This window comes from Leifsonia sp. 115AMFTsu3.1 (assembly GCF_004362795.1).
Classification (GTDB): Bacteria; Actinomycetota; Actinomycetes; order Actinomycetales; family Microbacteriaceae; genus Leifsonia.
In genome coordinates this window covers 279,682-295,573 of the sequence record NZ_SNYB01000001.1, presented here as the reverse complement: position 1 = coordinate 295,573, position 15,892 = coordinate 279,682, and the positions used below count along the sequence as shown (strand labels likewise).

General features: G+C 69.1%; 16 protein-coding genes. 8 read left to right on the top strand and 8 right to left on the bottom strand.

Annotated features, from left to right (window positions below; genetic code table 11):
- Together AXZ95_RS01540 and AXZ95_RS01535 are read left to right on the top strand one after the other, a co-directional pair.
- Entirely contained in the window at nucleotides 1–693 is a 693-nt protein-coding gene (locus AXZ95_RS01540) for a nucleoside/nucleotide kinase family protein (protein WP_018189229.1), read from the top strand.
- A 9-nt stretch (nucleotides 694–702) separates the two neighbouring features.
- Complete coding sequence (locus AXZ95_RS01535) at nucleotides 703–960, top strand: glutaredoxin family protein (RefSeq protein ID WP_018189228.1); 258 nt, start codon at nucleotides 703–705, stop codon at nucleotides 958–960.
- Nucleotides 961–1,004: 44 nt separating this feature from the next.
- Here the strand turns inward: AXZ95_RS01535 and AXZ95_RS01530 are convergent, their stop codons facing one another.
- Nucleotides 1,005–1,493, bottom strand: coding sequence for a hypothetical protein (locus tag AXZ95_RS01530; protein ID WP_133638737.1), 489 nt, complete (start codon nucleotides 1,491–1,493; stop codon nucleotides 1,005–1,007).
- Nucleotides 1,494–1,627: 134 nt separating this feature from the next.
- Here AXZ95_RS01530 and AXZ95_RS01525 point away from each other — a divergent pair, with 134 nt between their 5' ends.
- Both AXZ95_RS01525 and AXZ95_RS01520 read left to right on the top strand, forming a co-directional pair.
- On the top strand, nucleotides 1,628–2,599 hold the full coding sequence (locus AXZ95_RS01525; RefSeq protein ID WP_018189227.1) for an aldo/keto reductase: 972 nt from the start codon (nucleotides 1,628–1,630) through the stop codon (nucleotides 2,597–2,599).
- Between the two features lie 31 nt (nucleotides 2,600–2,630).
- Nucleotides 2,631–3,494 (top strand): aldo/keto reductase, encoded by an 864-nt coding sequence (locus AXZ95_RS01520; RefSeq protein ID WP_018189226.1) that lies wholly within the window; start codon nucleotides 2,631–2,633, stop codon nucleotides 3,492–3,494.
- A gap of 96 nt (nucleotides 3,495–3,590) precedes the next feature.
- Here the strand turns inward: AXZ95_RS01520 and AXZ95_RS01515 are convergent, their stop codons facing one another.
- From AXZ95_RS01515 to AXZ95_RS01495, 5 genes are all read right to left on the bottom strand, one after another.
- Nucleotides 3,591–4,496, bottom strand: coding sequence for a LysR family transcriptional regulator (locus AXZ95_RS01515; protein WP_018189225.1), 906 nt, complete (start codon nucleotides 4,494–4,496; stop codon nucleotides 3,591–3,593).
- A gap of 64 nt (nucleotides 4,497–4,560) precedes the next feature.
- Entirely contained in the window at nucleotides 4,561–5,271 is a 711-nt protein-coding gene (locus tag AXZ95_RS01510; protein ID WP_026307002.1) for a helix-turn-helix domain-containing protein, read from the bottom strand.
- 13 nt (nucleotides 5,272–5,284) lie between these two features.
- Nucleotides 5,285–5,740 (bottom strand): VOC family protein, encoded by a 456-nt coding sequence (locus AXZ95_RS01505; RefSeq protein ID WP_018189223.1) that lies wholly within the window; start codon nucleotides 5,738–5,740, stop codon nucleotides 5,285–5,287.
- A 46-nt stretch (nucleotides 5,741–5,786) separates the two neighbouring features.
- Nucleotides 5,787–6,446, bottom strand: coding sequence for an MOSC domain-containing protein (locus tag AXZ95_RS01500; RefSeq protein WP_018189222.1), 660 nt, complete (start codon nucleotides 6,444–6,446; stop codon nucleotides 5,787–5,789).
- 31 nt (nucleotides 6,447–6,477) lie between these two features.
- Nucleotides 6,478–7,953, bottom strand: coding sequence for a peptide MFS transporter (locus AXZ95_RS01495; protein ID WP_231374294.1), 1,476 nt, complete (start codon nucleotides 7,951–7,953; stop codon nucleotides 6,478–6,480).
- A 148-nt stretch (nucleotides 7,954–8,101) separates the two neighbouring features.
- Here AXZ95_RS01495 and AXZ95_RS01490 point away from each other — a divergent pair, with 148 nt between their 5' ends.
- From AXZ95_RS01490 to AXZ95_RS01475, 4 genes are all read left to right on the top strand, one after another.
- Nucleotides 8,102–8,539 (top strand): Lrp/AsnC family transcriptional regulator, encoded by a 438-nt coding sequence (locus AXZ95_RS01490; RefSeq protein ID WP_018189220.1) that lies wholly within the window; start codon nucleotides 8,102–8,104, stop codon nucleotides 8,537–8,539.
- A gap of 50 nt (nucleotides 8,540–8,589) precedes the next feature.
- On the top strand, nucleotides 8,590–9,015 hold the full coding sequence (locus AXZ95_RS01485; protein ID WP_018189219.1) for an SRPBCC family protein: 426 nt from the start codon (nucleotides 8,590–8,592) through the stop codon (nucleotides 9,013–9,015).
- Between the two features lie 88 nt (nucleotides 9,016–9,103).
- On the top strand, nucleotides 9,104–9,850 hold the full coding sequence (locus AXZ95_RS01480; protein ID WP_018189218.1) for a response regulator transcription factor: 747 nt from the start codon (nucleotides 9,104–9,106) through the stop codon (nucleotides 9,848–9,850).
- On the top strand, nucleotides 9,847–11,271 hold the full coding sequence (locus AXZ95_RS01475) for a HAMP domain-containing sensor histidine kinase (RefSeq protein WP_018189217.1): 1,425 nt from the start codon (nucleotides 9,847–9,849) through the stop codon (nucleotides 11,269–11,271). Before AXZ95_RS01480 ends, AXZ95_RS01475 begins: the two co-directional genes overlap by 4 nt.
- A 47-nt stretch (nucleotides 11,272–11,318) precedes the next feature.
- Here AXZ95_RS01475 and AXZ95_RS01470 read toward each other — a convergent pair whose 3' ends face one another.
- The gene (locus tag AXZ95_RS01470) at nucleotides 11,319–12,152 is read right to left on the bottom strand and encodes an aldo/keto reductase (RefSeq protein WP_026307001.1); all 834 of its coding nucleotides are present in this window, start codon (nucleotides 12,150–12,152) and stop codon (nucleotides 11,319–11,321) included.
- 50 nt (nucleotides 12,153–12,202) lie between these two features.
- Nucleotides 12,203–15,889: a bifunctional proline dehydrogenase/L-glutamate gamma-semialdehyde dehydrogenase gene (locus AXZ95_RS01465; RefSeq protein ID WP_018189215.1), complete on the bottom strand. Its 3,687-nt coding sequence runs from the start codon at nucleotides 15,887–15,889 to the stop codon at nucleotides 12,203–12,205.
- Nucleotides 15,890–15,892: the final 3 nt, after the last annotated feature.

Genomic DNA, 15,892 nt, shown 5'->3' with positions numbered 1-15,892 from the left:
ATGGGACGCGTGACCACCGAATCCCCCGCTTCGCCCGTCTCCGACGTCTCGGCCCTCGCCCGACGCGCACTCGCGCTCGCACCGACGGGCGGCCGGGCGATCGTCGGTGTCGCGGGCAGCCCCGGGTCGGGCAAGACAACGCTCGCCCGGCACGTCGCCGACCGGGTGAACGACCTGGCCGGGGGCGGCACGGCGGTCCACCTCCCGATGGACGGCTTCCATCTCTCCAACGCGACCCTCGACGCGCTGGGACGCCACGACCGCAAGGGCGCGATCGACACCTTCGACGGGTGGGGATTCGCGGCCCTGCTGCAGCGCGTGCTGACCGAGACCGGCAACCCGGTCTACGCGCCGGCGTTCGAGCGAACGGTGGACGAACCGGTCGCCGGCTCCATCGCCGTGCCTCCGGCCACGCGGATCGTCGTGGTCGAGGGCAACTACCTCCTCATCGACGCCGACCCGTGGTCGCGCATCCCCGCACTCCTCGCCGAGTCGTGGTTCGTGGAGACGCCGGAGGACGAACGGATGCGCCGGCTGGTCGACCGGCACACCCGCCACGGCCGGTCGGTCGATGCGGCGACGGCGTGGGCGCGTGACGTCGACGGCGCGAACGCCGTGCTCATCGAGGCGTCCAAGACCCGCGCCACACTGCTGGTCGACGGCACCACCGGACTCTCAGGCGACGGCGCCTAACCTGGAGCAATGACCTCTCCGACCGCGTCCTTCGACCGTGTGACCGTCTTCGGCGCCGACTGGTGCCGCGACTGCATCCGCTCCAAGTCCCTCCTCGACCGACTCGGCGCCGACTACGAGTACATCGACCTCGTCGCGCGCCCCGAGGAGGCCGACCGCGCGCAGCAGATCAGCGGACGCACCAACATCCCGGTCATCGTCTTCCCGGACGGCCGCCACCTGGTGGAGCCGACCGACCCCGAGCTCGAGGCCGCCCTCCGCGCCTGACCCGGCCATGCGATGCGGGCGCATCCTGCCGCCGGTGGGATGCCTCAGACGGCGAGTTGCCGAAGGGCCCCTTGTTCTTCACGCGTCCAAAGAGAATCGGATGCGTCGCGGAATTGAAGTCGCTTGATGCCGAGCTTGCCTGAACGCGCGATCGGCCGCAGCTCATTCGAGACAACGGACGCATCGACAGGGAAGTCCCATTCCTTTCCATTCCAGGGGACCCAGTGAGTACCAGGGGGAAGACACGTCAACCGGAGTGGAGGGTATCCGGCGTCGTATTTGGATTTGGCTTCGACCTCGATGTCGTAAATCAGGTTGGAGGAAGAGTTCGAAACCATGACTCCATAAACCAGGGCCGGCTCGCGAATTTCTGCGGCGAACCACGAGGACACCTGCTCCGCCTGGCGCCTCCGAAGCCGCTCGTCTTCCGCCCTGCCGAGGCGATTCGCCGTCGACCAGCCCAATGCCCCCACGGCGAGCGCTCCGACCGCGGCCAGGGCAGCCATCCAATCCGCTAAAGTCCCGAACTCCATATTCGAACGTTAGCACCAGACATCAATGTCTCCGTGACGCCCGCTGTGCCTGACGCGATTCATCATCAGGACCGCGCAATCCCATCCACACCTCCTGTTGGACATCTGACTCGGCGGGGCGTTGAGTGGCGGATATGGAGTACACACACCTGGGCCGGTCCGGCCTGAAGGTCTCGCGCCTCGTTCTCGGCACGATGAACTTCGGTCCGCAGACCAGCGAAGAGGATTCCCATCAGATCATGGATGCCGCCCACGATGCCGGCATCAACTACTTCGACACCGCCAACGTCTACGGCCAGCACAAGGGACGCGGCGCCACTGAGACGATCGTCGGCAACTGGTTCGCGCAGGGCGGCGGCCGCCGCGAGCGCACCGTCATCGCGACCAAGCTGTACGGCGACATGGGCGACTGGCCGAACGAGAACCGGCTGTCGGCGCTGAACATCCGCCGCGCCCTCGATGCCAGCCTGAAGCGCCTGCAGACCGACTACATCGACATCTACCAGTTCCACCACGTCGACCGGGACACCCCGTGGGACGAGATCTGGCAGGGCATCGAGACCGCGATCGCGCAGGGCAAGATCCTGTACGCCGGATCGAGCAACTTCGCCGGCTGGCACATCGCCACGGCACAGGCCGAGGCGCGCAAGCGCAACCTGCTCGGGCTCGTGAGCGAGCAGTCGATCTACAACCTCCTCACCCGCCAGGTCGAACTGGAGGTGCTGCCCGCCGCGCAGGCGAACGGCGTCGGCGTCATCGCGTGGTCGCCGCTTCACGGCGGCCTTCTGGGGGGTGTGATCCGCAAGCAGAACGAGGGCAAGCGCCGCCTCGAGGGCCGCGCCGCCGAGACGCTCGAGAAGCACCGCGACGCGATCGAGGCCTATGAGGACTTCGCTGCCGAACTGGGCCATGAGCCGGGCGACCTCGCCCTGGCCTGGCTGCTGACGCGCCCCGGCGTGACCGGCCCGATCATCGGCCCGCGCACGCGCGAACAGCTCGACGGCGGCCTGCGCGCCCTCGACATCCACCTCGACGACGCGGCGCTCGCGCGGCTCGACGAGATCTTCCCGGGCCACAAGACGGCCCCCGAGGACTACGCCTGGTGACCCCGGGCCACACCGACACGAAGGAGAACGAGTGAAGACACGTACCATCGGCGACGTCCAGGTCTCGGCCATCGGGCTGGGCGGCATGCCCATGTCGATCGAAGGACGCCCCGACCGCGAGCGTTCGATCAAGACCATCCACGCTGCGCTCGACGAGGGCATCACGTTCATCGACACGGCCGACGCGTACCACCTGCACGCGGACGAGGTCGGCCACAACGAGGAGCTCATCGCCGAGGCGCTGCGCACGTGGACCGGCGGCGACGCGTCGGCCGTGCTGGTCGCCACCAAGGGCGGTCACCTGCGCCCGGGCGACGGATCCTGGACGCAGAACGGGCACCCGGACTACATCAAGCAGGCCGCGAAGGAGTCCCTCCGCCGACTCGGCGGCGACGCCATCGGGCTCTACCAGTTCCACCGGCCCGACCCCGAGGTCCCGTACGCGGACTCGGTGGGCGCGATCCGCGACCTGCTGGACGACGGTGTGATCCGGATGGCGGGCATCTCGAACGCGAACCCCGACCAGATCCGGCAGGCGCAGGAGATCCTGGGCGGCCGTCTGGTGTCGGTGCAGAACCAGTTCTCGCCTGCGTTCCGGTCGAGCGAGCCGGAGCTCCGCCTCGCCGACGAGCTCGGCATCGCCTTCTTCCCGTGGAGCCCGCTCGGCGGCATCACCTCGGCCGGCGACCTCGGCAGCCGGTTCGAGCCGTTCAAGGACGTGGCGGATGCCCGCGGCATCAGCCCGCAGGTGGTGGCGCTCGCGTGGCACCTGGCGCAGAGCCCGCACGTCATCCCCATCCCGGGCTCGTCGCGTCCGGAGACGATCCGCGACTCCGTCACGGCCGTCGACGTCGAGCTGACGCCCGAGGAGCTCTCCCGCCTCAACGCCGCCTGACCCGCGGCATCCACGCCCTCGGCTCCCCCGCCATCGGCTCCCACACCATCGGCTCCTGAGTTTTTCGACCCCGAACGCCGTTTCTGGCGGAAAAACTCAGGAGCCGGCGGCTGCGGTGGCGGCAGTCGGGGTCAGGGCGACCGGGTCGAGCTGCGTGAGGAACGCGGAGGCCGCAGGGCTCGGCTGCTCGGCGACCGCCACGGCGACAGTCCAGACGGGAGCGTCCTGAAGGCGGACCGCCCGCAGGGCGTCAGGACGCTTGCGGGCGAAGCTCTCCGGAACCACCGCGACGCCGAGGTTGTACCCCACGAGGTCGAGCAGCGGATGCACGTCGTTGACCTCCATCGCCGCCCGGTAGTCGAACCCGGAGGCGGCGAACGCCCGCCGGCTCAGCGCCTGCGCGCCCCAGCCCTCCTGGAAGCCGACCAGAGGTTCCCCGCGCAGGGCGTCGAGCGGGATGCTCTGCTCCGCGGCGAAGGGGTGGTCCGGGTGGCAGAGCACCAGCATCTGCTGCGTGCTCAGCGGCCGCAGGTGCACGCCGGCCGGCGTGTGGCCGGTGTCGACGACCAGCGCGACGTCGGCGCGGCCTCCGGCCACGTCATCCACCAGCTCCTCGGATCCCGAGTAGCGCAGGCGCACCTCCACGCCGGGATTCGCGGTCCGGAACGCCGCGAGCTCGGCGGGAAGGTCGACCGAGCCGAGGCACGGCTCCGCGCCGATGGTCAGGCGTCCGCGCAGGAGCCCCCGCACGGCGGCGACCGCATCGCGGGCCGCGGCGGCGCTCGCGAGGGTGCGCACCGAATCGGCCAGGAGCGCCTGACCGGCAGCAGTCAGTTCCACTCGCCGGGTGCTGCGGATGAAGAGCGAGGTGCCCAGTTCCTGCTCGAGAGAGCGGATGGACGCGGACAACCCCGACTGCGATATGCGCAGCAGTTCCGCCGCGCGAGTGAAGTGCCGTTCTTCGGCCACGGTGACGAAGTGCTCCAGCTGCCGCAATTCCATTGTGCGATCGTACTGCTGAATCCTGGGCCGCTGATACGCGACGTCGATACCGATCCGGGATGTGTCAGGCGACCGAGGCCTCCGCGGTCACGTCTTCGCCGGGCGCGGCGTCGAAGCGGAAGGTTCGGCGGAAACGGTCCACGAGGCCGCGGTCGCCGGTCTCGACATCGAGCGGTGGAGTGTCCCCGCTGAGGAGTTCGCTCAAGCGCTCGCGCTCGACGCGGAACTCGAGCACGTCCGCCGGCGGCGGTATCGCGACCCGGCGCTGCGGCTGCGGGAGCGCGTCGGGGCCGACGTCCATCACGTCGAGGGTGCCTGCGTCGACGACGGCGCTCACGGACGTCTCCCCCGTGTGGATGACGTACTCGGTCGGCGGGAACCCGGCCGCGACCTCGCCGCGGAACGCCGCCCGCAACGTCACGGCCAGCGCATCGGCGGTCAGCACCTCACCCTCCGCCGGTTCGCCGGGTGCGGCCCAGCCCCAGCGCTCGAGCGCGAGTACGACCGGCTCGAGCTGGCGGCCGAGCGGTGTCAGCTCGTACCCGCCGCGAACGGTCGGGACGCGGCGGATGATGCCCGCCTGCTGCAGTTCTTTGAGCCGATCGCTGAGGATGTTGGTCGGGATCCGCGGCAGGCCGGCCTTGAGGTCGCTGTAGCGGCGCGCGCCGGCGAGCAGGTCGCGGACGATGAGCAGCGCCCACCGTTCGCCGACCCGCTCCACCGCGCGCGCCACTCCTCCGGCCTGGCCGAAGCCGCGAGGCGCCCGTGCCGCCATCCGGGATGCCGTGTCAGGCCTGCGCCGGAGCTTCGGCGCCGTGCTCGGCCATGTACGCCTCCGGGCCCTTCTCGACGGCCTCGGGTGCCATGTAGAGGTAGGACAGGTTGTTGCCGTCCGGGTCCTCCAGGTCGCGCGAGTACATGAACCCGTAGTCCTGTGCCGGCCGCGGTTCCGTGCCGCCGGCCTCGAGGCCGCGCGCGACGATCGCGTCGACGTCCTCGCGGGAGTCCTGGCTGAGGGCGATGGTCGCACCGGTCTGCGTGGCCGGGTCGATGATCTGCTTGTCGGTGAAGGTGGCGAGGAACTCGCGCGTCTGCACCATGAAGTAGATGGTGTCGCTGAGGACGACGCAGGCTGCGTTGTCGTCGGTGAACATGGGGTTGATCGTGTACCCGAGAGCCTCGTAGAAGGTCTTCGCGCGCTCGAGGTCGTTCGTCGGGAAGTTGACGAAGATGTTCGTGGTCATGGTGTCCTCCGGTCGTCGGTGTGGCACTAGCTTGCTCTTTGCAAGTTCACTTGTCAAGAACAAGTAAACGTCTCGAGCGCAGCTTGTCGATGCCCTCCCGGATCTCCTGGACCAGGGTGATCGATCCGTCCGCCTCCGCTGCCTCTAGAGCGTCGGCCTGGGCGCCGTCGGCTGCCGTGAACCATGAGGCGATCGTCACCCCGTGGCCGGGGCGGGACAGCACCTCGACGCGGTCGCCCGCCCCGACGCTGCCCGACTTCACGACGGAGAGGTACGCGCCGGGGCGCCCTCTCTCCGTGAAGCGCTTGACCCATTGCGGCTCCCGCATCCGCCGCTGGAACACAGCGCACGGCTCCCGCGGGCAGGTGACTTCGACCACCAGTTCGTCGCCGATCCGCCAGCGCTCCCCGATCTCGGCGGCGTTCACGTCGATCCCCGCCGTGCGGAGGTTCTCGCCGAACAGGCCGGGCGGGATGTCGCGGCCGAGCTCGCCCGCCCACTCTTGTGCATCCTCGTCGGCGTAGGCGTACAGCGCCTTCGACGCTCCACCGTGGTGCTTCCGGTCGGCCTGGACGTCGCCGTGCAGCCCGAGCGGTCTCACCCGCAGCCGCTTGTCAACCGGTCGCTTGTCGATGGCCGTGACACCGATCGTCCCGCTGTCGTGAAGGAGCTGTTCGACGCGGCACACCGCGAGAATCTCTGCCATCGACCCAGTATTCCAGCAGCCGTGCGCCGACTCATCGCACCCCGCGCATCAGCCGGAGCACCCACGGACTGAGCAGGGCAAGGAGCACCCCGATCCCGATCGCGATCCCGCCGATGATGCTGAAGTAGATCCCTTCCGGCACCGTCGTGAAGAGCTTGCCGAGCTGGCCGGCCATCGCCGTCCCGAGGGCCACGGACAGGAAGTACAGCGCCACCATCTGCGCCTGGAACGAGCGTGGCGCCAGCTTGGTCGTCACAGACAGCCCGGGAGGCGAGATCAGCAGCTCCGCGACCGTGAAGACGAAGAGGATGCCGATCATGGCCAGCAGCGGCGTGCTGTGCTCCCCTCCACCAGCCCAGAACAGGAACAGGAAGAAGGCGAGGCCCATGAGAACCGTCCCCGCGGCGAACTTGATCGGTGTCGACGGCTGCTTCTCCCCCCCCTTCGTCCAGATCGCCGCGAAGACGCCCGAGAGCACGATGATGAAGATCGGGTTGATGGACTGCACCCACGAGACCGGGAACTCCCAGCCGAAGAGATTCCGGTCCAGGCGCTTGTCGGAGTAGATGGTGACCACCGTGAACTGCTGCTGGTAGAGCGTCCAGAACGCCGCATTGGTGATGAACAGCGGGATGAAGGCGAAGAGCCGGCTGCGCTCGTCGGCGTTCAGGAGCTTCGACGTCAGGATGACGGCGAAGTAGGCGATCGCAGCCACGATGGTCACGGCGATCACCCACAGCGCGAGATTGGATGCGTTGATGAGCCCGGTGAGCACCAGAACGACGATCACGACGAGACCCGCAAGCCCGATGCCGATCATCAGTGGGTACCGCGAGCGCTCGAGAGGATGCGGCACCTGCCGCGCCTGGTCGGGGAGCCGCTTCCGGCCGAGCGAGTACTGGATGAGCCCGATCGCCATGCCGACCGCGGCGAGCGCGAAGCCCCAGTGGAAGCCGAGCGTCGACTGCAGCAGTCCGGTGAGGAGGGGTCCGAAGAAGGCGCCCAGGTTGATGCCGAGATAGAAGAGCGAGAATCCGGCATCGCGCCGCGGGTCTTTCTCCGAGTACAGCGTCCCGACGATCCGGGTGGCGTTCGCCTTCAGGCCGCCGCTTCCCAGGGCGACGAACAACAGGCCCACCAGGACGCCGGCAACACCGGGAATGACGGCGAGCGAGATGTGGCCGGCCATGATGACGACGGCGCTCCAGAACAGCACCCGTTCCGACCCGAACAGCCGGTCGGCGAGCCAGGCGCCGAGAATCGTGGAGAGGTAGACGGCGCCGCCATAGGCGCCGACCACACCGGTGGCCGTCGCCTCGTCGATGCCGAGGCCGCCGCGTTCGGCCGAGTAGTACAGGTAGATGAGCAGGATGCCCTGCATGCCGTAGAAGGAGAACCGCTCCCACATCTCGACGCCGAAGATGTTGGCGAGCGCGCGCGGCTGACCGAAGAAGCCGTGGCTGCTGTCGTCGTCGCGTCGCGCTGGTGCGGTGTCCGTTCTGCTCATGGCGACCATGCTCCCACCGCCGATCGCCCGGGTGAACGCCCGTTCGAGGACCGGTGGATAACTTCCGCGGCGCCACCATTGTGCAAACGGACGCACAAAACGGTCACTTCCCTGGCTTTCACGCAACGATTCACCATATGCTCGGCCCGTGGACAATCTCGATCGCAGCATCCTCGACCTGCTCCGTCAGAACGCCCGGGCGGGATACGGCGACATCGGTTCCGTCGTCGGGCTCTCGGCCTCAGCCGTGAAGCGCCGAGTGGACCGCCTGGTGGCCGATGGCGTGATCCGCGGGTTCACCATCCAGGTCGATCCCGCGATCGACGGGATGAGCACGGAGGCCTACGTCGAACTGTTCTGCCGGGGCACCGTGTCGCCGGAGGAGTTGCTGCGGATCCTCTCCGCCGTGCCCGAAGTGGTCGACGCGGGCACGGTGACCGGAAGCGCCGACGCCATCGTCCACATCCGCTCGCGCGACATCCCGAGCCTCGAGGCCGCGCTCGAGAAGGTACGGCTCGCCCCGAACGTCGATCACACGCGCAGCGCCATCGTGCTGTCGCGCCTGATCAACCGCGGCAACGCCTGAGCGTCGCGAAACTTCAAGACCCCGCCGCCCGATGGGATGAGACTGGCGGCATGAGTACGACAGCACGCGCAGACATCCGCATCGACGCGTCCCGTGACCGCCTCTGGACGGCCCTGACCGACCCGGACACAATCGCCCGCTACCTCTTCGGCAGCCGCGTCTCGACCGATTGGAAGACGGGCAGTCCGATCGTCTATCGGGGCGAGTGGGAAGGCAAGCCCTACGAGGACAAGGGCACCATCCTGGAGATCGTCCCCGGCGAGCGCCTCGTCACCAGCTATTACAGCCCGCTGAGCGGGAAGCCGGACATCCCCGAGAGCTATCAGACCGTCTCGTACCTCCTCGCCGACGACGGCGACGGCACTGTCGTGACGATCACGCAGGACGGCTGCGCCGACGACGCGGAGGCCGAGCGATCGAGCGGCAACTGGCGCATGGTGCTCGACAGTATGAAGTCGGTCGTCGAGCGCGGCTGACCGTCTCCTGCGAGAACGTTCAGCGCGCCGACCCGGCGCGAGGGCACGATCCGAGCACCGGCACGGGGAACAGTGGCACGATGGGCGCATGAAACTGCTCGTTGTCGAAGACGATCCCGACATGGGAGGCCTCGTCCAGCGCGGTCTGGCGGCCGAGGGCTACGACGTCACCCTGGTCACCAATGGCGTCGACGCGCTCATCGCCCTGCGCAGCGATACGTTCTCCGCTGCGGCGATCGACGTGATGCTGCCCGGCATGAGCGGCTTCGAGCTGTGCCGTCACATCCGTGAGGCGTCGAACCCGATGCCCATCCTGCTGTTGACGGCGCGCGACGCGATCGAGGACCGCGTCCACGGCCTCGACTCGGGAGCGGACGACTACCTGACGAAGCCGTTCGCGTTCGCCGAGCTCGCGGCCCGGGTCCGCGCCCTGCTGCGCCGCGAGCCCACGGGGATGCGGCCTCAGGTGAGCGTCGGGCGCCTGACGATCGACTCGCACGAGCACCAGGCACTGGTCGCCGGGCACGAGATGCCGTTGAGCCGCCGGGAGTTCACCCTCTTGCGCCTCTTCGCCACCAACCCGGACAAGACGCTGTCGCGCTCCGACATCCTCGAGTCAGTGTGGGGCACCACGGAGAACATCGGTACCAACGTCATCGACCAGTACGTCTCGTACCTCCGGAAGAAGCTGGACGCGGCGGGCGCCGGACTGAACATCGTCACCGAGCGGGGCCGCGGCTACCGTCTCGATGCTCGCAATGCTGTCGACACCAAGCGCACGACGCCGGGCGGCGACCACGTCCCGAGTAGCCACGACACCGCATCCACCTCGTGAATCGGCTGCGGCGCCTCTCGATCACGGCGCGCATCACGATCGGCAGTCTGATCGTCGCGGCGCTGTTCGGTCTGGTCGCCGTCTTCATCATCCGTGTCGGGGTGTCGTCCATCCTCCACAACGCGACAGTCACTCTCCTGAGCAATGACGTCGCAGCGCCAGTGGAGTCGCTGCCGTCGAAGCCGACGGGCCCGTTCGACCTGCCGGGCGGCGGCCAGGAGCTCGCGATCGTCGCCGAGGACGGCACCATCCTCGCGTCGACCATGCCGCAGGGGCTCGAGGACCGCATCGGGCGTCTCATCGATCAGGGCCGTGAGCCGCGCGAGGTGCAGGTGGGCGACGACCACTATCTCGTCCTCTCGCGCAGCGTCACCACGTCGGACGGCGTGATGCACGTCGTCGCCGCGCGGAACGACGAGACGACCGCGCTCATCCTCGACCGGCTGACGGCAGCCCTGCTCGCGGGCGCCGGTGTGCTGATCCTCGCGTTCGGCGCGGCGTCGTGGCTGCTCGCGCGGGCGGCGCTGCGGCCGGTGAGCCGGATGCGGGAGCAGGCGGATCGCATCGCCGGCTCGACCCCGCAGGAGGCGGCCCTGTTGACGGTCGGGCCGGCCCAGGACGAGTTGTCGGAGCTCGCGACGACGCTCAACGATCTGATCCTGCGCCTCCGTGCGTCGGCGGAACGAGAGCGTCAGATGGTGTCCGACGCCAGCCATGAGCTGCGCACGCCGCTGGCCGTGCTGCGCGGGCAGCTGGAGCTGGCCGAGCTGGATGCGGGGGATCCGAACGCCCTGCTGACCGACATCCGGGCCTCCCACGCGACGGCGATCCGCCTGGCGGCCCTCGCGAACAACCTGCTGGAGCTGTCGCGGATCGAGGCCGGCCCGTCGAGCGGTCGGATCGACTGGCGGACCTTGGTGGACGAGCTGACGGACGCGATCGACCGGGCGCGCCTGCTGGTGAGCAGCGACGACGAAGCCGCCGGCATCTCGGTCGACTTCGAGTACGACCCCCGACAGCGACCCGACCCGGAAGCACGCGTCGCCCTGTCCCCCACCGATTTCGGGCGCATCCTCGACAACCTGCTGGCGAACGCGATCATCGCCATCCGATCCTGTGGCGAAGACCGCCCTGAGGCGACCGTCGTTGCCGCGCTGTCGCTCGCGGACGGCACGGACGGCAGCGAGTCGGTGGTGCTGACGGTCCGGGATTCCGGCCCGGGGATGCCGGAGGAGTTCATCCCCGTCGCCCTGGACCGCTTCACACGCGCCGACGGGTCCCGTACGGGTCAGTCGGGTGGCGGGCTGGGGCTCGCGATCGTCGGCGCGTTGGCGGATGCAGCCGGCGGACGCGTCCGGCTCGCGAACGCCGAGCCCAACGGGCTCACGGTGACGGTGATCCTGCCCCTGCGCCGCGACTGACGGTCGGCGGCCCGACCGTCACCGTCCCGACCGTCAGCGTCCCGACGTCAGTGGCCGGACCGGTCCGAGTCCACGCCCGCGTCGGGGCCTTCGTCGAGGGCGTCGAGCGAGTCCAGGTCGTCCGCATCGAGCTCGAAGTCGAACACCGACAGGTTCTCGGCCATGCGCTCTGGGTTGCGCGACTTCGGGATGGCGACGAGCCCGTTCTGCACATGCCAGCGGAGCACGATCTGGCCGGGAGTCCGGCCGTGCTTCTCGGCGAGCCGGGCGAGCACCGGCTCGGCGAGAAGGTCGCCCGTTCCGCCGATAGGGCTCCACGATTCGGTGACGATGCCGTGCTCGCTGTCGTAGGCGCGCTGTTCGCGGCGCGGGATGGCGGGGCTGAGCTGGATCTGGTTGACCGCCGGCGTGACGCCCGTCTCGGCGATCAGGCGGTCGATGTGCGCCGGCTTGAAGTTCGAGACGCCGATGGCGCGCGCCTTGCCGGCGTCTCGCAGGCGGATGAAGGTCTCCCACGTGGACACGTACTGGTCACGTTGCGGCAGCGGCCAGTGGATGAGCAGCAGGTCGACGTAGTCGAGCCCGAGACGTGCCAGGCTGTCGTCGAGGCCGGCCACGGCCCGGTCATCGCCCTGATAGGTGCCGTCCAGCTTGGTCGTGACGAACCAGTCCTCGCGAGCGAGGCCGCTCCGTGCGAGCCCCCGCCCGACGCCGACCTCATTTGCGTACTTGACCGCCGTGTCGACGTGCCGATAGCCGATCTCGGCGGCGGCGACGATCGCTTTCTCGACCTCGGCGTCGTCCAGCGGCCACGTGCCCAGACCGAGTTGCGGGATGCTGCCGCCACCGGCGAGAGGCAGAGCGGGAATCGAAGGGGTCATGTCGGTCACAGTACGCGCTGCCTTCCACTCGGGGTGCGGTCGGGGATCGGTCAGAGGATGTCGTCCGACAGGTGCGTCGGGTTGCCGAAGCGGTGGTTCGTGATCGAGATGGCCTGCTCGTGGAGGAACGTGAGCACCTCGACCCTCCCGGACGGCGTGACCGGTCCGCTGTAGACCGCGACGTCGGGGCTGCCGCCCAGAGCCGTCGCGAGCGCGACCGGATCCCCTCCGATGAGCCGGATGCGATGGGCCGGGACGCGGTGCGCCCGGATTCGGGACAGCCAGTGCGCGTCGGACTCGACCACGACCTCGATCTCCCGCTCGCGCAGAAGCGCGTGCATTCCCCGCGGCAGCTTCACCGGAGTGCTGACCGAGAACCGCGAGCGTGCCACGGTCCCGGCCGCCATCACGCGGAGCAGTTCGGGCAGCGAGCTGCCCTCGGAGAGCCGGATGGCCACGGGCACCGGCCGGTACCGGAAGAGGTTGCGTTCGACGCCGAGCCCCGAGACGTCCTTCACCCGGTGGTATTCGGTCGCGACGGCGATGGCGTCACTCAGGGCGGAACGCCGGACGAGGTCGAACGACGGATAGTCCATCGACGACTGCCCGGACTCGATGAGGTCGGAGACCCGGGTCTCCAAACCCCGGAGGTGCAGGCTCGAGCTCGAGTGCCCGGCCTCGGGGATCCAGCTCCCGAGCCCGAGCAGATAGTTGGGTCCTCCGGCCTTGGTTCCGGCTCCGACGGAGGACCGCTTCCATCCGCCGAACGGCTGCCGACGCACGATGGCACCGGTGATTCCGCGGTTCACGTACAGGTTGCCCGCCTCGACAGTGTCGAGCCAGTGCACGAGCTCGTCCCGGTCGAGGGAGTGCAGCCCGGCGGTGAGCCCGTACTCGACGGCGTTCTGATAACGGATCGCCTCGTCCAGGTCACGCGCGGTCATGATGCCCAGTACCGGCCCGAAGAACTCCGTCAGGTGGAAGTACGAGCCGGGCTGGACGCCGGTGCGCACTCCGGGGGTCCACAGCCGACCGGTGTCGTCGAGGCGGCGCGGTTCGACGAGCCACTCCTCTTCGGCGCCCAGAGTCGTGAGCGCGTGGAGCAGCTTGCCCGACGCCGGCTCGATGAGCGGGCCCATCTGGCTGGCCGGATCCTGCGGGTAACCGACCCGCATGCTGGTCACCGCATCCACGAGCTGGTTGCGGAAGCGTTCGGACTTGGCGACCGAGCCGACCAGGATGACGAGGCTCGCGGCGGAGCACTTCTGACCGGCATGACCGAAGGCACTCTTGACGATGTCGGAGACAGCGAGGTCGTAGTCGGCGCTCGGGGTCACGATGACGGCGTTCTTGCCGCTGGTCTCAGCGAGGAGCGGCAGATCCGGACGCCAGGACCGGAACAGCTTCGCCGTCTCGTACGAACCGGTGAGGATGACCCGGTCGACCCGCCGGTCGGCGATCAGCTGCTGGCCGAGCTCGTTCTCGGCGACGTCGACCAAGGCGAGCAGGTGCCGAGGGATACCGGACTCCCAGAGCGCCTCCACCATCACCGCCGCGGAGCGTCGGGCCTGGGGAGCCGGCTTGATGATCACACCGCTCCCAGCGGCGAGCGCGGCCAGCACCGACCCGGCGGGGATGGCGACGGGGAAGTTCCACGGCGGAGCCACAACGGTCAGGGCACTCGGGACGAACTGCGCGCCCTGTACCGCGTCCAGTTCTCGGGCGCGGGTGGCGTAGTAGTGGGCGAAGTCGACCGCTTCGCTCACCTCCGGGTCCGCTTCCGCGATGGTCTTGCCGGTCTCGGCGGCCATCACCTCGATCAGGCGATCTCGGTTGGCCTCGAGAGCATGACCGGCGCGATCGAGGATCGCTGCGCGGTCGTGGCCGGAACGCGCACCCCACTCCCGACCGGCCTCGGCGACCATTCCGAGGATGGCGTCGAGACGTCCCGCGTCCTGGACGGCCGCACCGGCGATGGTCTCCGCGCCGAGGGACGAGGTAGCGGAGCGGGCGAGGATGCGCTTGCCCCACACGCGGTTCGCCGCACGGGACGGGTCGGTGTCCGGAGCATTCCGGAAGTCGTCGGCCTCGGCCGACGGGACCACTGCGGCGGCACTGCCGGGCGCCGCAGCCTCGTCCGGCGGAGTCAGCTCGATGCCGCCCGACCCTCGGGTCAGTCCCAGCACCACGCTCGTGAGCCCCTGCTCTTCGGGCGTCGCGGGCGCGGTGGGCGCGGGCGGTGCCGGAGGACGCGTGAAGGACGGCGCCGAGGCTTCTTCCCACTCGCGCGCGCGATCCTGCTGCCGGTTCGGGACCGGCGCAGTACCGCGCGGCCCGGAGTCGCTCTCGAACTCGGCGACGGACGCGAGGAAGCGCTGCTTCTCACGCTCGAACAGCTCCGGGTCGGAGCCGAGCTGGAACACGGCCGACATGAAGTTCTCGGGACTGGCGTTCTCTTCCAGACGGCGGATCAGGTACGAGATCGCCACGTCGAACTCTCGGGGGTCGACGACCGGGGTGTAGAGCAGGAGCTCACCCACCGTGCGCTTGACCGCCTCCGCCTGGGCGGTCGCCATTCCGAGCAGCATCTCGAAGTCGATCCGGGCAGTGACTCCCCGCTTCTGTGCGAGCAGCCAGGCGTACGCGATGTCGAAGAGGTTGTGCCCCGCGATGCCGATCTTGACGGCATCCGTGTGTTCCGGAGTCAGAGCCCAGTCGAGCACCCGCTTGTAGTTCGCGTCGGTCGACTGCTTCGTGCCGTACGTGGCGAGCGGCCAGCCGTGGATCGTTGCATCCACGCGCTCCATCGCGAGGTTCGCTCCCTTGACGACCCGGATCTTGATCGGCGCTCCACCCTGCGCGCGCCGCTGGGTCGACCACTCGGTCAGCGTCTGCAGCGCGTCCAGAGCGTCCGGCAGGTATGCCTGCAGCACGATGCCCGCCTCGAGCCCGAGCAGCTGCGGCTTGCTGAGGATGCTGGTGAAGACCGCCATCGTCAGATCGAGGTCGCGGTACTCCTCCATATCGAGGTTGATGAACTTCGGGGTCGGCGACGCCGCGGCGAACTCGTACAGAGGGCTGAGCCGTTCCACCACGCGCTCGACCGTCTCGTCGAACGCCCACATCGACAGCTGAGACGCGATCGAGGACACCTTGATGGAGACGTAGTCCACGTCGTCCCGGGCCAGGAGGGTCCGGGTCCCCTCAAGCCGCCGAAGCGCCTCCTTCTCGCCGAGCACCGCCTCCCCGAGCAGGTTCAGGTTGAGCCGTGCTCCATGACCGTCGGGGTCGTCGGGCGACCGGAGCCGCGCGATCGCCGGCCCCAGCTTCTCAGGTGTCGCATCGACCACGAGGTGCCCCACCATCCGCCGCAGCACGCGGCGGGCGATCGGGATCACCACCCAGGGAAGGACCGGACCGAACACGCCGCCCAGCCAGATCGCGAACCGCATGTACCACGGCAGGAAGGCAGGGATGCGCTTGGCCACCCGCTGCAGGTTGTACCCGGCGACGAACAGGTCTTGCGGTCGAGCCACGCCGTCGACGAAGCCCACGGCGAAGTCGAGACCGTGCGGGTCGCTGAGCACCCCCGCGAGTCTCTCGGCGGCGGGATCCTGGCGGGGCGCGGAGCCGTCGTCCCCGCGCGCGCTCTCGGCGAGCCAGCGCTGCACCAGCTCGACCGCCTCGTGAGCGATCGTCGCCGGGCGCGCCTCGGCGCCATCCGTTGTGTCGACCATGAT